The following is a 17,714-nucleotide window of genomic DNA, read 5'->3' as shown; positions in this document are numbered from 1 at the left end:
GGGCCCCGGCGCCGTACCGCTTCGCTGGTGCGGCGCCGGGGCCCGTGCGGGTCAGTCGAGCAGTTCCTCGATGAGTTCCACGGCCCTCCGCGTGCCGCCCGAGGCACGGGACTCGCGCTTCAATTCCTCGCACCTGCGGGCGACTTCGGGGTCGTCCGTGAGCGCGAGGAGCGCGGCGCGGAGCCGTTCGGGTGTGGCCTCCTCGGTGTCGATCCTGCGGGCCACGCCCAACTCCGCGAGCCGGTCGGCGTTGACGGGCTGGTCGACGTCCTGCGGCACCGCGATCATCGGGGTGCCGGTGTAGAGGCCCTCGGCGCTGCCGCCCATGCCGGCGTGCGTGACGAACGCGTCGGCCTCCTCCAGAATCGCCAACTGCGGTACCCACTGCCGGACTTCGACGTTCGCCGGCACCTCGCCGAGCTCCTCGGGCTCGACGTACTTCCCGATCTGGAGCACCACGTGCCAGCCGGGCAGCCCGCCGAAAGCGGCCACGCAGCTTCGGTAGAACTCCGGCTGCCTCGTGTACGCGGAGCCGAGCGAGACCAGCAGCACCCGCTCCGCACCCTCGGGCCGCCGCCACTCCCCCTGCCCCGCACGGGCGGAGAAGCACGAGCCGACGAAGCTCACCCGCTGCTCGTCGACGCGCTCGGCGTGCGGCTGCATCGCGCGCGGGATCATCGCGAGGACCCTCGGCGGGAGGCTCATGAACTCTTCGGTTTCGGTGGTCGCCGCACCCGAATCCGCGAGCCAGGCGGCGAACTTGGCGAGGTAGGCGTCGGCGCCCGGAAGCTGCCACAGGTACGCGCCGACCTCCGCCGCATACCCTTCCCAGGCGACGTAGGTCGGGGAGAGTTGGACCTGCGGTCGGCCCTGCACCTCGGCGAGGAGGCGGCCGACGAACCCACCGATGTCGTAGAGGTAGACGTCGGCGGGGTTCTCCTCGTAGAAGGGGCGCAGTTGCGGGAGGGCGTTCCTCGCGTCGTCGAGGAAGACCTCCATCGCGCCGATGGCGTCGTCGGGCCAGTCGTTGTCGGTGACAGGGAGGGTGGAGGCGAAGGGCACGAGCTCCGCGCCGGTCTCCTCGATCAGGTCGCGTACGACGGGGTCGTTGGCGTAGGTGACGCGGTGGCCGCGGGCGACCAGCTCCCTGATCACCTCGAGGCTGGGCAGGACGTGGCTGACGGCCGGGACGCCGACCATCGCGATGTGGGCAGGGCCCCGGGGGGTACGGGCGGTCATGGACGCTCACTCGTTTCGTGTCTCGTTACTGACGGTGGGGGCGCACCGGCAGCGCCGACCGCCGCGCCGGCAGGGCCGGGGCGGTCGCGCCGTGTCCTCGGTGCGTCGGCGGGGCGGGCGAGGCCCGTCGCCGTCAGTGGTAGAGCGGGAGGAAGTCCATGGCGCCGACCGTACTCGAGCCGTGACGCCGGACGCCAACAGGTTTTCGCGCGCCCGCTGCGCACGCACACCCGCGCGGTGGAGGTCACCCGGCCGTGCGAGAAGTCACAGACAACCGGTGAACACTGTGGGAGCTTCAACTACGTTACTCGCCAGTGAAGTTGAGGAAACCGAGCCGCCGTTCCGCGGAAGGAAGCCATGAGCACTGCCGAAGCAGCGACGCTCCAGCGAGTGGTCGACACGGGGCGCTACCCGCTCACCGAGCCGGACTCCCCCGCCCGCCGCCGCCTCGTCGAGCAGGCGAGGCACGAACTCGCCGAGAGCGGCTGCACCGTCCTGCGCGACTTCGTCCGCGCCGAGCTCCACGAGGAGCTGCGCGCCGAGTGCGCGGGGCTCGCGCCCCGGGCGCACTTCGACGTGGAGACGGTCAACGTCTACAACATCGCCGTCGACGACGACCTCCCCGCCGACCATCCGGGACGCATCCCCTTCCGCCGCGGCAACGCGTTCGTACCGCGCGACCGCATCCCACCCGAGACCCTCATCAGCGTCCTCTACGGGGACGCAACCTTCCGAACCTTCCTCGCCGAGTGCTTCGAGCTCCCCCGCCTCCACGAACTCGCCGACCCGCTCTCGGCTCTCGTCCTCAACGTCGTCGAGCCGGGCATGGAGCACCCCTGGCACTTCGACACCAACGAGTTCACGGTCAGCATGCTCACCCAAGAGGCGCCGGACGGCGGGGAGTTCGAGTACTGTCCCGGCATACGCACCGCGCAGGACGAGCACTTCGACGACGTCAGGGACGTCGTCGAGGGGAACGGCGAGCGGCTCGTCCACCGGCTGCCGCTGCGCCCCGGGGATCTCCAGCTCTTCAAGGGGCGCTTCTCGCTCCACCGGGTGAGCCCCGTCGCGGGGACGACCCCCAGGCACTCCGCGATCTTCGCCTACAGCGAGCGCCCAGGGGTCGTCGGCAGCGTCGCCCGCACCAGACAGCTCTTCGGCCGCGCGCTCCCCGAGCACCTCGACGCCGAACGCCGCGTGCGCGGCGACGAGTTGCTGGACTGATCCCCTTCCGCCCTCCCGTCAGGAGCGCAGCCCCGTGCACTTCGACCGAACAGGCAAGGTCTCGCTCGACCGCATCTACGACCGCCCGGACCCCGTCGAGTTCTTCCGCGTCCTGCGCGCACTCGACTACTGCGTACCGCAGTCGGCGAAGCCGTACTTCGCCAAGCTCCTCACCGAGCACCGCGAGGCACACCCCGGCTCCGTACCGCAGGTGCTCGACCTCGGATGCGGCTACGGCGTCAACGCGGCGCTCCTCCAGTTCGACACCACCATGGACGAGCTCTACGACCGGTACGCGGCCCCCGGCACCCCTTCCGGACGCCCTCGGCTGCTGGCACGCGACCGTGACTTCGCCCGCGCGCGGCAGCCGGCCGAACACACCCGGTTCGTCGGCCTCGACACCGCGGGCGAGGCGCTCGCCTACGCCCTGGACGCCGGTTTCCTCCACGACGCCGTCCACGCGGACCTCGAGTCGCACGATCCGACGCCGGAGCAGCGGGCCGCCCTGGCCGGCGCCGACCTCGTGATCTCCACCGGCTGCCTCGGCTACGTCACCGAGCGCACCCTGGCCCGCGTCGTGCGGGCGCAGGGCGAACACCGCCCGCCCATGGCCCACTTCGTCCTGCGGATGTTCCCCTTCGCCCCCGTCGAGCAGGCGCTCGACGAACTCGGGTACCGCACCAACCGCCTCCCCGGCGTCTTCCGCCAACGGCGCTTCGCGTCGCCGCGGGAGCAGGAACAGATGCTCGACACGATGACGGCGGCCGGCGTCTCGCCCGACGGCCTGGAGGCAGAAGGCTGGCTCTACGCCGAACTCTTCCTCTCCCGCGCCGCATGACCACACCGGAGAACCGACCCACCCCGGAAGAGGACGAGTTGAACACACCCCAGGACGCACAGCGCCCGACCTTCGCGCACGAGGACCGCCTCCCCAGGGTCCCGCTGCCGCCCCTGGAGCAGAGCTGCGCCAGGTTCCTCGAATGGTGCGGCCCGCTCCTCACCGCAGACGAACGCGCCGCGACCGAGGCCGAGGTGGCGGCCTTCCTCGCCCCCGGCAGCGCGGGCCGCACCCTTCAGGCCGCGCTGGAGGAGTACGACGCGACGCCGGGCGTGCACAGCTGGCTCGACACCTTCTGGCCGTACCGCTACCTCGGCCGCAGGGACCGCATCGCGCTCAACGCCAACTTCTTCTTCCTCTTCGAGGAGACCGGCGAGGCCCAACTGGACCGCGCAGCCGGGCTCGTGGCCTCCGCCGTCGGCTACAAGCTCCGGGTCGACGAGGAGCGGCTGCCGCCGGTCTCGCAGCGCGGACAGCCGCAGACCATGGAGCAGCACAAGCATCTCTTCTCCACCACCCGCATCCCGGGCACCGAGCAGGACACCGTCCGCACGCCGTACACGCCCGAGTGGCCCGGCCCGTCGACGGCACGGCACATCGTCGTCTTCCACCGCGGGGGCCTGTTCCGCCTCGACGTCCTCGGACCGGACGGCACCCCGTACGCCCTCGACGACCTCCGCGCCGGACTCGACGCCGCCCTCGAGGCAGGCGCCGGACGCCCCGGCGCCGGAGGCCCGGGCGACACCCCGGCGGGCCACCTCACCACGATGGCGCGCGCCGAATGGGCCGCGGCACGGGAGCGCCTGCGCACCTGCGCCCCCGGCAACGCGGAGGCCCTCGACGACCTGGAGACCGCCCTCTTCTGCGTCAGTCTGGAAGAGTCGGCGCCCACCGGCACGCAGCACGCCTGCGACGAACTCCTCCACGGCGACCGCGGCAACCGCTGGTTCGACAAGGCGCTCACCTTCGTCGTCTTCGCCGACGGCACGGCCGGCATCAACGTCGAGCACTGCGAACTCGACGGCACCACCGTCCTCGCCTTCGTGGACGACCTCCTCGGCACCCCCGCCGACGAGCATTCCCACGCCTCCGGCGCCCGCAAGCAGGGCACTCCGCCGCTCCGTCCGCTGCCGCTCACCCTCGACGAACAGCTCGCCACCCAGGCGCGCAACGCAGCCGCCGCGTTCGAGGCGTACGGCGCCGCCGCCACCACCCGCGCCCTCGCCTTCGAGGACTTCGGCAGCACCACCGCGAAGTCCCTCGGCTGCTCTCCCGACGCCTTCGTCCAACTCGCCTTCCAGCTCGCCCACTTGCGCGCCAAGGGCCGCCTCGGCGCCACCTACGAGTCGATCGCGACGAGGCAGTGGCAGTGGGGCCGCACCGAGGCGATGCGCGTCATCACCCCGGAGATCCGCCGGTTCGTGGCGGCCATGGACGACCCCACGGTCGACGACGCGGGCCGACGCGAGGCGTTCCACGCGGCCGCACGGGCGCACACCACCCGCGCCAAGCAGTGCCAGTCCGGCGACGCACCCGAACAACACCTCTGGGAACTGGAGTTGATCGCCAAACGCCGCCCGGAACTCGGCGTCACCGAACAACCCTCGCTCTACCGCACCCCCGGCTGGCAGACGATGCGCAGCGACTACCTCTCCACCAGCTCGGCCCCCTCCGAACACATCCAGTACTTCGGCTTCGGCTCGACGAGCCCCCAGTGCATCGGAGTCGCCTACGTACTCCTCCCCGACCGCTTCCACCTCTACCTGAGCACCCCGCAGACGGTCGCGGAACAGATGCACACCTTCGCCGACCGCCTCGGCCAGGCCCTCACCGAACTGCGGACGCTGCTGGGCGACGGGGGGTGAAACGCCCCGTCCCGCCGGCGCGTTCGCGTCGGCGGGACGGCGGCTCCTTCATCGAGGCGGCTCGGCCTTGCCCGGTCACCCGAAACCGGGCGTAGCGTGGTGGAACATCCACCTGGCGGGGGTGACCGTGAGCGACGAGTACGCGGCGAGCATCGGAGACCGGATCGGCCGGCTCCGTGCACGTCGGGAGATGACGCAGGAAGGTCTGGCCGAGACCGCTGGCGTGTCGGTCGACACGGTGCGGAAACTGGAGCAGAACCGACGGCTGACTGCCCGCATGTCCACGCTGAACCAGCTTGCTCGTGCCCTCGATGTCGACGTGTCGGCTCTTGTGGGAGCCCCCACGACGTTCGAAGCGCGACCGCACGGTGATTCCCCTTCCGTGCTCGCGCTGCGACAGGCCGTCTCGCCCGTTTCCGATCTCCTCGGCGAGGACGACGACCCTGAAGAGCCGCCCTCCGCGGACAGCCTGCGCGCAGCGTTGCGTTCGATCGAACGAGTCCGGCGAGAAGGGCGGTTGGGGACCATCGGTGGTGTTCTGCCGCAGCTCATTCGTGACGCGCGCACAGCGGCACACCACCACCAGGGCGATGATCGACGGGCAGCATACGCGGTGCTCGCCGAGGCATATCAAGTAGCGGCAACCACACTCGCCGCACTGCGGAAAGAGGACGCCGCGTTCACCGCGATGGAACGCGCCGCCGTCGCCGCGCACCACGCTGACGAGCCGCGTCTGAAAACCATCGGGGCTTCGACCCTCGCGTGGGTCTTCACCAAGCAGGGCCGTCTTGAGGACGCACGGCGCGTCGCCCTCGCCCATGCGGACAGAGTCGAACCGGGCTTTCGCGCGGCCCCTGTTGATCTGTCCTTGTGGGGGATTCTGCTGTTGCGAGCGGCTACCGCTACCGTGAGGCAGGGCGCCGCTCAGTACGACCGGGTCGAGGAGCTGCTGAGACTGGCGACGGGTGCCGCAGCGAGCATCGGCGCGGACAGAACGGACTACGCGACTCCGTTCGGCCCATCCAACGCGGGCGTGGCAAAAGTCAACTTCCTTGTGGAGATGGAGAGGAACGCGGAGGCCGTAGCGGCTGCCCGCCTCGTTCCGGGGCTCGGAGAACTGCCTCCGACGTGGAGAGCACGCTTCCACGTCGACCGGGCGCTCGCCTTTTCGGACCTTGAGCGAGACGAATCGGCGGTCCGGGCTCTGCTCACCGCCGAACAGGCGGCTCCGGAGTGGATGCGGTACCACGCCACGGCCCGGCGGCTCGTCGGTGAATTGCGGGGCCGGGAGCGGCGCCGCACCTCGCCGGTCACAGACCTTGCGGGGCGCCTGCGTCTCGACTGATAGGACACTGCGCCCTACCGCGCTCCGAAAGTGGGACAAGCCGCCCCTGTGTCATTCGCCGAAGGGCTCGTACTTTTCCGTCGATGGACGGCAGCGGTCCTCGGTTCCTGTCGGGACGTGGCCCCTGCCGTGTACCCACGACACAAAGCGGGTGGCGCCGAAAGTGACTCAAGCCGAGACGGGACCGCGGGCCGAAACGGATTCGTCCGTACGCCCGACGCGGGTTGCGGAGGCGGCCTCCCGCGCCGAGTCCGAGCGTTTCCGACGGGCGCGGAGCATCGTGCCGTGGACCGCAGGGGGCGGGTCATGAGCCCAAGTGAGATGACCATCCGCGTGTCCAGGGACGGCGGACGGACGTGGACCCGGACGAGGCTTGTCGCTCCGGAGGAGGGACAAACCGAACCGCCGGCACGCCCCATGGCCTATCCACCGTGCCGATGCGAACGCTGTCAACGCCCCAACCGAGGTGTTGGAAGGGACTGTCCACCGGATCACCCGGCGAAGCCGCCCCCGCCAGGGAGGGATGACGACCGCAACCGCTGAACTCGACGGCGTTCCGGCCGCACCCGCCAGGCGGATGCGGCCGGTGACGCGAGAGGCTCAGTTCAGCCCTGCGAGCGCCTCGTTGAGGGTCTTCGACGGCCGCATGACGGCGCCGGCCTTGGCGTCGTCCGGGCGGTAGTAGCCGCCGAGGTCGGTCGGGGAGCCCTGGACGCCGACGAGTTCGCCGACGATGGTCTCCTCCTGGTCGCCGAGCTTCTCGGCGAGGCCGCCGAACGCCTCGGCGAGCTGCGCGTCCTCCATCTGCCGCGCCAGCTCCCTGGCCCAGTAGAGGGCGAGGTAGAAGTGGCTGCCGCGGTTGTCGAGGCCGCCGACCCTGCGGCTCGGCGACTTGTTCTCGTGGAGGAAGGTGCCGGTGGCGCGGTCCAGGGTGTCGGCGAGGATCTGGGCGCGCGCGTTCCCCGTCTTCTGCGCGAGGTGCTCGAAGCTCACCGCCAGCGCGAGGAACTCGCCGAGGCTGTCCCAGCGCAGGTAGTTCTCCTCGAGCAGCTGCTGGACGTGCTTGGGCGCCGAGCCGCCCGCGCCCGTCTCGAAGAGGCCGCCGCCGTTGATGAGCGGGACCACCGAGAGCATCTTGGCGCTGGTGCCGAGCTCCAGGATCGGGAAGAGGTCGGTGAGGTAGTCGCGGAGCACGTTGCCGGTGACCGAGATGGTGTTCTCGCCGCGGCGGATGCGGTCGAGGGAGAACCGCGTCGCCTCGACCGGCGACATGATCTCGATCTGCAGGCCCTCCGTGTCGTGCTCGGGGAGGTAGGTGCGGACCTTCTCGATGAGGTTGGCGTCGTGCGCGCGGTCCTCGTCGAGCCAGAAGACGACCGGGTCGCCGGTGGCGCGGGCGCGGCTGACGGCGAGCTTGACCCAGTCGCGGATCGGCACGTCCTTGGTCTGGCACATGCGGAAGATGTCGCCCTCGGCGACGGCCTGTTCGAGGACGAGCTCGCCCGCGCCGTCGAGGACCCGCACCTGTCCCGTGGTCGGGATCTCGAAGGTCTTGTCGTGGCTGCCGTACTCCTCGGCCTTCTGCGCCATCAGGCCGACGTTGGGCACGGAGCCCATCGTCGACGGGTCGAACGCGCCGCGGGCGCGGCAGTCGTCGATGACGACCTGGTAGACGTCCGCGTAGCTGCTGTCCGGGATGACGGCGAGGGCGTCCTGCTCCTGGTCGTCCTTGTTCCACATGTGCCCCGAGGTGCGGATCATCGCCGGCATGGAGGCGTCGACGATCACGTCGCTCGGCACGTGCAGGTTGCTGATGCCGCGGTGCGAGTCGACCATGGCGAGGTCCGGGCCCTCGGCGAGCTCCGCCTCGAAGGACGCCTTGATCTCGGCACCGTCGGGGAGCGACTCCAGGCCCTTGAAGATGCCGCCGAGCCCGTCGTTCGGGGTGAGCCCCGCCGCGGCGAGCTTGTCACCGTACGTGGCGAAGGTCTTGGGGAAGAACGCGCGCACCGCGTGCCCGAAGATGATCGGGTCGGAGACCTTCATCATCGTCGCCTTGAGGTGGACGGAGAAGAGCACGCCCTCCGCCTTGGCGCGTGCGACCTGCGCGGTGAGGAACTCGCGCAGCGCGGCGACGCGGAGCACGGCCGCGTCGACGACCTCGCCGGCGAGGACCGGGACGGCGGCGCGGAGCAGGGTGGTGCTGCCGTCGTCGCCGACGAGCTCGATCCGGAGCGAGTCGTCCTTCTCCAGGACGGCGGACTTCTCGGTGGAGCGGAAGTCGTCGCCGTCCATGTGCGCGACGTTGGTCTTGGACTCCGGCGTCCACGCGCCCATGCGGTGCGGGTTCGCCTTGGCGTAGTTCTTCACCGAGGCGGGGGCGCGGCGGTCGGAGTTGCCCTCGCGCAGGACGGGGTTGACGGCGCTGCCCTTGACCTTGTCGTAGCGGGCGCGGATGTCGCGCTCCTCGTCGGTCTGCGGGTCGTCGGGGTAGTCGGGCAGTGCGTAGCCGTGCTCCTGGAGCTCGGCCACGGCCGCCTTGAGCTGCGGGATGGACGCCGAGATGTTCGGCAGCTTGATGATGTTGGCCTCGGGCGTCTTGGCCAGCTCTCCGAGCTGGGCGAGCGCGTCCTCGACCCGCTGGTCCTCGCGGAGCCACTCGGGGAACTGGGAGATGATCCGCCCGGAAAGGGAGATGTCCCTGCTCTCCACGGCAACGCCTGCGGTCGAGGCGTACGCCTCGATCACGGGGAGGAACGAGTACGTCGCCAGGGCCGGGGCCTCGTCGGTCTGCGTATAGATGATGGTCGAGTCAGTCACCGGTACTCCGCTTCGCGTCTACATCGTCTCGATATCAAGATATCTCCTCCGCCGAGACTTCCGGCCACCAACCCCCGCCCGCGCCCGGACCATCCTCCGCCGCCCCGGGCCCGGGCGCACGGGGAGGGGGCGCGGCGGGCGGGGTGCCGCGCAACTTCCGTACCGCCGAGGCGAGTTCGCCGCTCCCCGCGCCATACCCCCGCCGGGTACGCAGCCAGGCCGCCCCGCCCTTGCATCGCATACCCCCGAGGGGTATACATGACAGCGACGGTTTCCACACCGCTCGCCTGTCCACGAGACCCCAGGAGTCGCCATGGCCCCGCCCTGCCTCAGCCCCCGCCCCGGCTCGGGGCCGACCGGCCCGGCACCCACCACCCCACGCGAGGAGCACCCATGACCAGCCCGACGACCAGCGCCCCCTCCCGGGTCGAACTCGCCATCGGCGGCATGACCTGCGCCTCGTGCGCGACCCGGGTGGAGAAGAAGCTCAACCGCATGGAGGGCGTCGAGGCGAGCGTCAACTACGCAACCGAGCAGGCCAGGGTCGTCTACGGGGAGGGGGTCTCCGTGGACGACCTGATCTCCACCGTCGAGGCGACGGGCTACAGCGCGCGCCGCCCCGAGAAGCGGGGCACGGACGACGGCGGCGAGGAGTCCGCGGCCGACGCGGAGCTGCGCACGCTCCGGCAGCGTCTGCTCACCGCCGTCGTGCTCGCGGTCCCCGTGATCGCGATGGCGATGATCCCTCCGCTCCAGTTCGAGTACTGGCAGTGGCTCTCGCTCACGCTCGCCGCCCCCGTCGTCGTCTACGGCGGATGGCCCTTCCACCGCGCCGCCTGGACCAACGCACGGCACGGCGCCGCGACCATGGACACCCTTGTCTCGGTGGGCACTTCGGCCGCGTTCCTCTGGTCGCTCTGGGCGCTCTTCTTCGGGACGGCCGGCATGCCGGGCATGGTGCACCCCTTCGAGCTGACGATCGCCAGGACCGACGGCGCGGGCAACATCTACCTGGAGGCGGCGGCCGGCGTCACCGCGTTCCTCCTCGCCGGCCGGTACTTCGAGGCGCGCTCGAAGCGCAGGGCGGGGGACGCGCTCAGGACGCTCCTGGAGCTCGGCGCCAAGGAGGTCACCGTCCTGCGCGGGGGCCGCGAGGAGCGGGTCCCGACGGACCGGCTCGCCGTCGGTGACCGCTTCCTCGTGCGGCCGGGCGAGAAGATCGCCACGGACGGCACCGTCGCCGAGGGCGCCTCCGCCGTCGACGCCTCGATGCTCACGGGAGAGTCGGTGCCGGTCGAGGTCGCCGAGGGCGACGCGGTCACGGGGGCGACGCTCAACGCGGGCGGACGCCTCGTCGTCGAGGCCACCAGGGTCGGCTCCGACACCCGGCTCGCCAGGATGGCCGAGCTGGTGGAGGAGGCGCAGAACGGCAAGGCGGCGGCGCAGCGCCTCGCCGACCGGATCTCCGCGGTCTTCGTCCCCGCCGTGATCGTGCTGGCGCTCGGAACGTTCGGGGTCTGGCTCGGCACGGGCGCCGGGCTCACCGCGGCCTTCACGGCAGCCGTCGCCGTGCTGATCATCGCCTGCCCCTGCGCGCTCGGCCTCGCGACGCCCACGGCCCTCATGGTCGGCACCGGGCGCGGGGCGCAGCTCGGCATCCTCATCAAGGGGCCCGAGGTGCTGGAGTCCACCCGCAGGGTCGACACCGTCGTCCTCGACAAGACCGGCACCGTCACCACGGGACGGATGGCCCTCTCGGGCGTGCACGCGGCGGAAGGCGCGGAGGAGGAGCAGTTGTTGCGGCTCGCGGGCGCGCTGGAGGACGCCTCCGAGCACCCCGTCGCGCGCGCGGTGGCCGCCGGCGCGAAGGAGCGCGCGGGTGCGCTGCCGACTCCCGAGCAGTTCGCCAACGTCCCGGGGCTCGGCGTCCAGGGCGTCGTGGAGGGGCACGCCGTCCTCGTCGGTCGGGAGCAGCTCCTCGCCGAATGGGCGATCGAGGTTCCGGAGGCGCTCCGGGAGGCCAAGTCGGCTGCGCAGCAGGCCGGTCGCACCGTCGTCGCGGTCGCCTGGGACGGCGAGGCGCGCGGCCTCCTGGAGGTCGCCGACGCGGTGAAGGAGACGAGCGCCGAGGCGATCGAACGGCTGAAGGGCCTCGGGCTCACGCCCGTCCTGCTCACCGGCGACAACCGCGCCGTCGCCGAAGCCGTAGCGGCGGAGGTCGGCGTCGACGAGGTGACCGCAGAGGTGCTGCCCGAGGAGAAGGTGGAGGTCGTCAAGCGCCTTCAGCAGCAGGGTCGTTCGGTCGCGATGGTCGGGGACGGCGTCAACGACGCCGCCGCGCTCGCCCAGGCCGACCTGGGGCTCGCGATGGGCACGGGGACCGACGCGGCGATCGAGGCGGGCGACCTCACCCTCGTCCGCGGCGACCTGCGCGCCGCGGCCGACGCCATCCGCCTCTCCCGGCGCACTCTGGGCACCATCAAGTCCAACCTGTTCTGGGCCTTCGCCTACAACGTCGCCGCGCTTCCGCTGGCGGCGGCGGGGCTGCTCAACCCGATGATCGCGGGCGCCGCCATGGCCTTCTCCTCGGTCTTCGTCGTCGGGAACTCGCTGCGGCTGCGCCGGTTCCGCGCGGCGGCCTGATCCCCCGCCCCTCGCCTCCCTCCTGCCGCCCGCGCGGGAGGGAGGCGGCGCGTGGACAGTCGTACGCGACGGCGGTGCACGCCCGCGCCGGCCGCCCGCAGCCACGCACCGATACGGCGGCGCGACGCCGAACCTCCCGTAACACAGGCGCAATCCAGCAGGTCAGCCGCGTACGCCGGCGCTGTCCCGACTCTTGCCATGCCGCCTTCCAGCGCATACGTTCGGCCGCACTCGATCACCGAGGAGCCCCGAACTCACCGGGAGGTGGGCCCACTTGCGTACCCCACCGCGCCATCGCCGACGCACGGCAGCCGGCGTCGCGGCCGCCGTGCTCGCCCTCCTCGGCTCGGCGTGCGCCCCGCTCAGCACCGCCGCGACCGAGGTCGGTCCCGTCCGCATGGCCGACGACCGGCCGGTCGCCGACGGCGGAACGCTCACCGTCGCCCTCAAGTCCGACCCGGACAAGCTCGATCCGAGCCTCGGCAGCACGCTCGTCGGCCGCTCCGTCTTCGCCTCGATGTGCGAGAAGCTCTACGACACCGACGCGCACAACCGCATACGTCCCCAACTCGCCGCCGGAATGCCCGAGGTGAGCCGCGGCGGCCGGCTGGTCACGATCCCCGTGCGCGAGGGCGTCCGCTTCAGCGACGGCACCCGGCTCGACGCCGAAGCCGTCCGCACCTCCCTGCTCCGCCACCGCAACCTTCCCGCGTCCGCACGCGCCAGCGAACTCGAGCCCGTCACCGCCGTCGAGGCACGCGGCGACACCGTCCGCATCCACCTGAAGAAGAGTTACGAACCGCTCCTCGGCGCGCTCGCCGACCGCTCCGGCATGGTGATGTCGCCCCGCGCCCTGCGCAAGCACGGGAAGAACTTCGCCGCTCACCCGTCCTGCGTCGGCCCCTTCCGCTTCGTCGAGCGGGTGACGGGCGACCGGATCGTGCTGGAGCGGGACCCGCGCTACTACGACGCGAAGAAGGTCCGCCTCGACCGCGTCGTCTTCCGGACGATCGTCGACGGCAACGTCCGCCTCGCCAACGTGCGTTCCGGCGAAGCCCAGTTGAGCGACCAGACGGCGCCGCTCGAGGTGCAGAGCGCACTCACCGAGAAGGGACTGCGCGTCTTCAACTCGCCGACGCTCGGCTACCAGGGCATCACCGTCAACCTGGCCAACACCCGCGGCGTCGGCGAGAAGCCGGGCGATCCGAAGGACGTCGGCGGTGCCCTCGCGGGCGACGCGAAGCTGCGCGAGGCGTTCGAGCTCTCCCTCGACCGCGACCTCATCAACCAGATCGTCTTCCAGGGCATGTACGACACCGCCTGCGGGCCCGTGGCCCCTTCCAGCCAACTCGGCACCCGCGCCGACTGCTCCGGACGCGACCTGGACCGCGCGCGCCAACTGGTGCGCGAGGCACGGTCGGAGGGGAGGGTGAAGGGCGAAGTGCCCGTCGAACTCACCATCTCCACCACCGCCGAGCACCTGCGGCTCGGGCAGGTCGTCCAAGCCATGGCGGGCGAGGCAGGGTTCGACGTCACCCTCCGCCCCACCGAGTTCGCCACCCTTCTCGAACACGCCGACCGCGGCGACTTCCAGGCCGCGGCGCTCGGCTGGTCGGGGCGGCTCGATCCGGCGGGCAACGTCGACGCGTTCGTCGGCAGCGGCGGCTCGGAGAACCGGTCGGCGTTCAGCGACCCGCGTGTCGACCGCCTCGTGAGCGAGGGCAGCAGCACCTCGGACCCGGCGGAACGCAAGCGCATCTACCGCCGACTCACCGCGGCGGCGGGCGAGAAGCGCCCCGTCATCTACCTCTACCGCGAGCGCAACTACGTGGTCGCCTCCGAGGACGTGGCGGGCCTGCGCGTCTACGGGGACGGGTTGATCCGCCTCGACCGTGCCGGCTACGTCCGGGGAGGCGGGGAGTGACCCGCTACCTGCTGCGCAGGCTCGGCCAGTCAGGCGTGACGCTCGTCCTCGTCAGCATCGTCGTCTTCGTCGGCGTCCGCGCCATGCCGGGGGACACCGCGCGGGCCCTGGCGGGCGAGGAGACGACGCCCGAGGCGCTCGCCGCGATCCGCGCGGAGTACGGCCTCGACGACAACATCGCCGTCCAGTACGCACGGTACGTCCAGCACGCGCTGACGGGCGACCTCGGCACCTCCGCACGCACCGGACTGCCCGTCCTCGACGCGATCCTCGACGCGCTCCCCGTCACCCTCGAACTCGCCCTGTTCTCCCTGCTGTTCGCCGTGGTGCTCGGCATCGGCGCCGGCGTCGTCGCGGCCGTCAGAAGGGGGAAGCCGGCGGAGTGGGCGGCGAGCACCGTGGCGCTGCTCGGGCTCTCCGTGCCGAACTTCTGGCTCGGCATCGTGCTCATCCTCGGCTTCGCCATCGCCCTCCCGCTCTTCCCCGCTTCGGGGTTCGTGCCGTTCGGCACGGACCCGGCGGAGAACCTGCGGCGGATGGTCCTGCCCGCCGTCGTCCTCGGCACCGGGCTCGCCGCCGTCGTGATGCGGCAGACGCGGGCGGCGATGCTCGAATCGCTCTCCGCCGACTACGTGCGCACCGCGCGCGCCAAAGGGCTCTCGCCCTGGCAGGTGACGGGCGGACACGCGCTGCGCAACTCCCTGATCACCGTCGTCACCGTGCTCGGCCTCCAGCTCGGGCAGCTCATCTCGGGGGCCGTCGTCACCGAGCAGATCTTCGTCCTTCCCGGGTTCGGGAAGCTGATGATCGACGCCGTCTTCACGCGGGACTACGCCATGGTCCAGGGCGTCGTCCTCTTCACCGCCACCGCCTACATCCTCGTCAACCTCGCCGTCGACCTCCTCTACTCCCTCATCGACCCGCGCATACGGCTGGGAGGCGCCCGGTGAACACGCAACTCGCCGCCGGCCGCGACACGCCGCTGTGGCGCCGACTGGCAGGAAACGGACCGGTGTTGGCGGGCGGCACGGTCGCTGTCGTCTTCGTGCTCGCCGCCGCGGCCGCGCCGCTCCTCGCGCCGTACGACCCAGCGCGCGCCGACTTCCAGGCCGCCCTCCAGGGCCCCGGCTGGTCGCATTGGCTCGGCACCGACGACCTCGGGCGCGACCAGCTCTCCCGCGTCATCCACGGGGCACGCGCGTCGATGCAGGTAGGCGTCCTCGCCGTGGTCCTCGCCTTCCTCGTGGGGGTGCCGCTGGGACTCGTCGCCGGCTACTACGAGCGGTTCACCGACTCCGTCGTCTCCCGCGTCACGGACACGCTCCTCGCCTTTCCCTTCCTCGTGCTCGCCGTCGGCCTCGCCGCCGTGCTCGGGCCCTCGCTGCTCAACGCCACCATCGCCATCGGGGTCTCGCTCGTCCCCCAAGTGGTGCGCGTGGCAAGGGCGGAGACGTTGCGGCTCAAGCATCTCGACTACGTGCAGGCGGCGTTGGCGTCGGGCGGCGGCCCCGGAACCGTCCTCTTCCGGCACGTGCTGCCGAACGCGACGTCCGCGCTGCTCGTTCAGGCGACCGTCGGCATCCCGGCGGCCATCATCAGCGAAGCGCTGCTCAGCTTCCTCGGCCTCGGCGTCCAACCGCCCGATCCCTCGCTCGGGGTCATGCTCTCCGGCGCCCAGCCGTACATCGCCGCCGCACCGTGGATGGCGGTCTTCCCCGGCATCGCCATCGTCGCCGCCACGCTCGCCTTCAACCTCCTCGGCGACGGCGTACGCGACGTACTCGACCCCAAGGGCCCCAAGAGAGGCGGCAGATGATCGACACCGAGCCGGTGCTCCGGGTGCGGGACCTCGCCGTCACCTTCGCGGGCGAGCGGACCGTGCACGCCGTCGACGGCGTCTCCTTCGACGTGCGGGCGGGCGAAGTCCTCGCCGTCGTCGGGGAGTCGGGGTGCGGGAAGTCCGTCACCTCGCTCGCCGTGCTGGGACTGCTGCCGGAGGCCGCGAAGGTCACGGGCTCGGTCCGTCTCGGCGGGCGGGAGCTCGCCGGCGCGAGCGAGGCGGAGCTGCGTGCCGTGCGCGGCAGCGAGCTGTCGATGGTCTTCCAGGAACCCATGACCTCGCTCAACCCCGTCCTCACCGTCGGGCGGCAGATCACCGAAGTCCTGCGCAGGCACCAGAAGTTGGGACGGCGCGAGGCGCGGGAGCGGGCCGTCGAACTGCTCTCGCTCGTCGGGATACCCGCACCGCGCCGACGCGTCGACGAGTACCCGCACCAGCTCTCGGGCGGCATGCGCCAACGCGTCGTGATCGCCGTCGCCGTCGCCTGCGATCCCGCCGTCCTCATCGCGGACGAGCCCACCACGGCGCTCGACGTCACCGTCCAGGCCGGCGTCCTCGACGTCCTCGACTCGCTCCGCACGAGGCTCGGCACGGCCGTCGTCCTCATCACGCACGACCTCGGCGTCGTGGCGCACACCGCCGACCGCGTCCTCGTGATGTACGCGGGGCGGCCCGTCGAACACGCCACCGCGGACGAGCTGTTCGCCTCGCCCCGCCACCCGTACACCCGCGGCCTCCTCGCCGCCGTACCGAGGCCGGGCACGCCGCCGGAGGGCGGACGGCTCACGGAGATCCCCGGCATGGTCCCCGCCCTGACCGAACGCGCCGACCACTGCACGTTCGCGCCCCGCTGCGACCGGGCCGACGAGCGGTGCACCACGGCACGCCCGCACCCCGAAGGCGAGCGCCACCTCGTCGCCTGCTGGCACCCGGAACCGGAGGGGACGCCATGACCCACGCACCGTCGGCACCCGTTGCCCCGTCCGCACTCGAACTCGACGGGCTCGTACGGCACTTCGCCGTACGCGGCGGGACCGTCCGTGCCGTCGACGGCGTCAGCCTCGCCGTCGCGCGGGGCGAAGTCCTCGGGCTCGTGGGCGAATCGGGGTCGGGCAAGTCGACCGTCGGGCAGTGCGCCGTGCGGCTGGACCGGCCGACGGAGGGCACGGTCCGCGTCGACGGGACGGACATCACACGGCTCTCCCGGCGGGCGCTGCGTCCGCTGCGTCGCGGGTTCCACCTCGTCTTCCAGGACCCGTCCGCCTCCCTCGACCCGCGGATGACCGTCGAGCGCATCGTGGCGGAGCCGCTGCGGCTCCACCGTCTCGCGCACGGTGAAGAGTTGCAGGGCCGCGTCTCCGAACTCCTCCGACTCGTCGGGCTGCGCCCCGAGTCGGCGAGGCGGCGGCCGCACGAGCTCTCCGGGGGCCAGCGGCAGCGCGTCTCCCTCGCCCGTGCGCTCTCCGTCGAACCGCGGCTCCTCGTCGCCGACGAGCCGACCTCGGCGCTGGACGTTTCGGTACAGGCCGCCGTCCTCAACCTCTTCTCCGACCTCCAGCGGGACCGCGGCTTCGGCTGCCTCTTCATCACGCACGACCTCTCCGCCGTCGAGTTCGTCGCCGACCGGATCGCGGTGATGTACCTCGGCGAGATCGTCGAACAGGCACCGACCGCCGACCTGTTCGCCTCCCCGCGACACCCCTACACCGCGGCGCTGCTCTCCGCCGTCCCCGTGCCCGACCCCGCCGTCGAGCGCTCCCGCCGGCGCGTCGTGCTCCAGGGCGACCCGCCGAGCCCGCTTGCGCCCCCCGCCGGCTGCCGCTTCCACGAGCGGTGCCCCGCGGCCGTCGACCGCTGCCGCGTCGAACCGCCGGCCCTGCGCACGCTGCCGGGCCCGGTCCCGCGCCAGGTCGCCTGCCACCGCGTCGACGAGGACGGCACACCGCCGCAGTTGTAGCCCACCCGCAACCCCCGAC

General features: G+C 71.9%; 12 protein-coding genes. 10 read left to right on the top strand and 2 right to left on the bottom strand.

The window, feature by feature from the left end; translation table 11 throughout:
• Window positions 1-51 precede the first annotated feature (51 nt).
• The gene (locus tag UWG_RS0108960; protein WP_016906866.1) at window positions 52-1,239 is read right to left on the bottom strand and encodes a macrolide family glycosyltransferase; all 1,188 of its coding nucleotides are present in this window, start codon (window positions 1,237-1,239) and stop codon (window positions 52-54) included.
• A gap of 357 nt (window positions 1,240-1,596) precedes the next feature.
• Between UWG_RS0108960 and UWG_RS0108955 the strand changes: the two genes are divergently transcribed.
• From UWG_RS0108955 to UWG_RS0108940, 4 genes are all read left to right on the top strand, one after another.
• A complete protein-coding gene (locus UWG_RS0108955) occupies window positions 1,597-2,463 on the top strand; it encodes a HalD/BesD family halogenase (protein ID WP_016906865.1) in 867 nt (288 codons plus the stop codon).
• A gap of 34 nt (window positions 2,464-2,497) precedes the next feature.
• Window positions 2,498-3,301: a class I SAM-dependent methyltransferase gene (locus tag UWG_RS0108950; RefSeq protein WP_016906864.1), complete on the top strand. Its 804-nt coding sequence runs from the start codon at window positions 2,498-2,500 to the stop codon at window positions 3,299-3,301.
• Entirely contained in the window at window positions 3,298-5,166 is a 1,869-nt protein-coding gene (locus UWG_RS0108945; protein WP_016906863.1) for a choline/carnitine O-acyltransferase, read from the top strand. Before UWG_RS0108950 ends, UWG_RS0108945 begins: the two co-directional genes overlap by 4 nt.
• A 121-nt stretch (window positions 5,167-5,287) precedes the next feature.
• Window positions 5,288-6,511 (top strand): helix-turn-helix domain-containing protein, encoded by a 1,224-nt coding sequence (locus UWG_RS0108940; protein ID WP_016906862.1) that lies wholly within the window; start codon window positions 5,288-5,290, stop codon window positions 6,509-6,511.
• Window positions 6,512-7,111: 600 nt separating this feature from the next.
• On the opposite strand, the gene UWG_RS0108935 is transcribed toward UWG_RS0108940, so the two are convergent.
• Window positions 7,112-9,331, bottom strand: coding sequence for an NADP-dependent isocitrate dehydrogenase (locus UWG_RS0108935; protein WP_016906861.1), 2,220 nt, complete (start codon window positions 9,329-9,331; stop codon window positions 7,112-7,114).
• A 393-nt stretch (window positions 9,332-9,724) separates the two neighbouring features.
• On the opposite strand from UWG_RS0108935, the gene UWG_RS0108930 reads away from it, so the two are divergent.
• The 6 genes from UWG_RS0108930 to UWG_RS0108905 all read left to right on the top strand — a co-directional run bounded on the left by UWG_RS0108930 (window position 9,725) and on the right by UWG_RS0108905 (window position 17,695).
• Complete coding sequence (locus UWG_RS0108930) at window positions 9,725-11,974, top strand: heavy metal translocating P-type ATPase (RefSeq protein WP_016906860.1); 2,250 nt, start codon at window positions 9,725-9,727, stop codon at window positions 11,972-11,974.
• A gap of 274 nt (window positions 11,975-12,248) precedes the next feature.
• Window positions 12,249-13,898 carry an ABC transporter substrate-binding protein gene (locus tag UWG_RS0108925; RefSeq protein ID WP_016906859.1) on the top strand — a complete coding sequence of 550 codons (1,650 nt, stop codon included), beginning with the start codon at window positions 12,249-12,251 and terminating at the stop codon, window positions 13,896-13,898.
• Complete coding sequence (locus UWG_RS0108920) at window positions 13,895-14,848, top strand: ABC transporter permease (protein ID WP_016906858.1); 954 nt, start codon at window positions 13,895-13,897, stop codon at window positions 14,846-14,848. The genes UWG_RS0108925 and UWG_RS0108920 overlap by 4 nt, the downstream gene beginning before the upstream one ends.
• Window positions 14,845-15,714 (top strand): ABC transporter permease, encoded by an 870-nt coding sequence (locus tag UWG_RS0108915; RefSeq protein ID WP_016906857.1) that lies wholly within the window; start codon window positions 14,845-14,847, stop codon window positions 15,712-15,714. The genes UWG_RS0108920 and UWG_RS0108915 overlap by 4 nt, the downstream gene beginning before the upstream one ends.
• Window positions 15,711-16,691: an ABC transporter ATP-binding protein gene (locus UWG_RS0108910; protein WP_016906856.1), complete on the top strand. Its 981-nt coding sequence runs from the start codon at window positions 15,711-15,713 to the stop codon at window positions 16,689-16,691. The genes UWG_RS0108915 and UWG_RS0108910 overlap by 4 nt, the downstream gene beginning before the upstream one ends.
• Complete coding sequence (locus UWG_RS0108905; RefSeq protein WP_016906855.1) at window positions 16,688-17,695, top strand: ABC transporter ATP-binding protein; 1,008 nt, start codon at window positions 16,688-16,690, stop codon at window positions 17,693-17,695. Before UWG_RS0108910 ends, UWG_RS0108905 begins: the two co-directional genes overlap by 4 nt.
• Window positions 17,696-17,714: the final 19 nt, after the last annotated feature.

The organism is Streptomyces xiaopingdaonensis (assembly GCF_000262345.1).
GTDB lineage: Bacteria > Actinomycetota > Actinomycetes > Streptomycetales > Streptomycetaceae > Streptomyces > Streptomyces xiaopingdaonensis.
This window is presented reverse-complemented; position numbering and strand designations above follow the sequence as displayed.

Bases quoted from the DNA above. Each gene is read 5' to 3' on its own strand.
- UWG_RS0108960 (WP_016906866.1), bottom strand. From the start codon at position 1,239: ATGACCGCCCGTACCCCCCGGGGCCCTGCCCACATCGCGATGGTCGGC.
- UWG_RS0108955 (WP_016906865.1), top strand. From the start codon at position 1,597: ATGAGCACTGCCGAAGCAGCGACGCTCCAGCGAGTGGTCGACACGGGG.
- UWG_RS0108945 (WP_016906863.1), top strand. From the start codon at position 3,298: ATGACCACACCGGAGAACCGACCCACCCCGGAAGAGGACGAGTTGAAC.
- UWG_RS0108930 (WP_016906860.1), top strand. From the start codon at position 9,725: ATGACCAGCCCGACGACCAGCGCCCCCTCCCGGGTCGAACTCGCCATC.
- UWG_RS0108910 (WP_016906856.1), top strand. From the start codon at position 15,711: ATGATCGACACCGAGCCGGTGCTCCGGGTGCGGGACCTCGCCGTCACC.
- UWG_RS0108905 (WP_016906855.1), top strand. From the start codon at position 16,688: ATGACCCACGCACCGTCGGCACCCGTTGCCCCGTCCGCACTCGAACTC.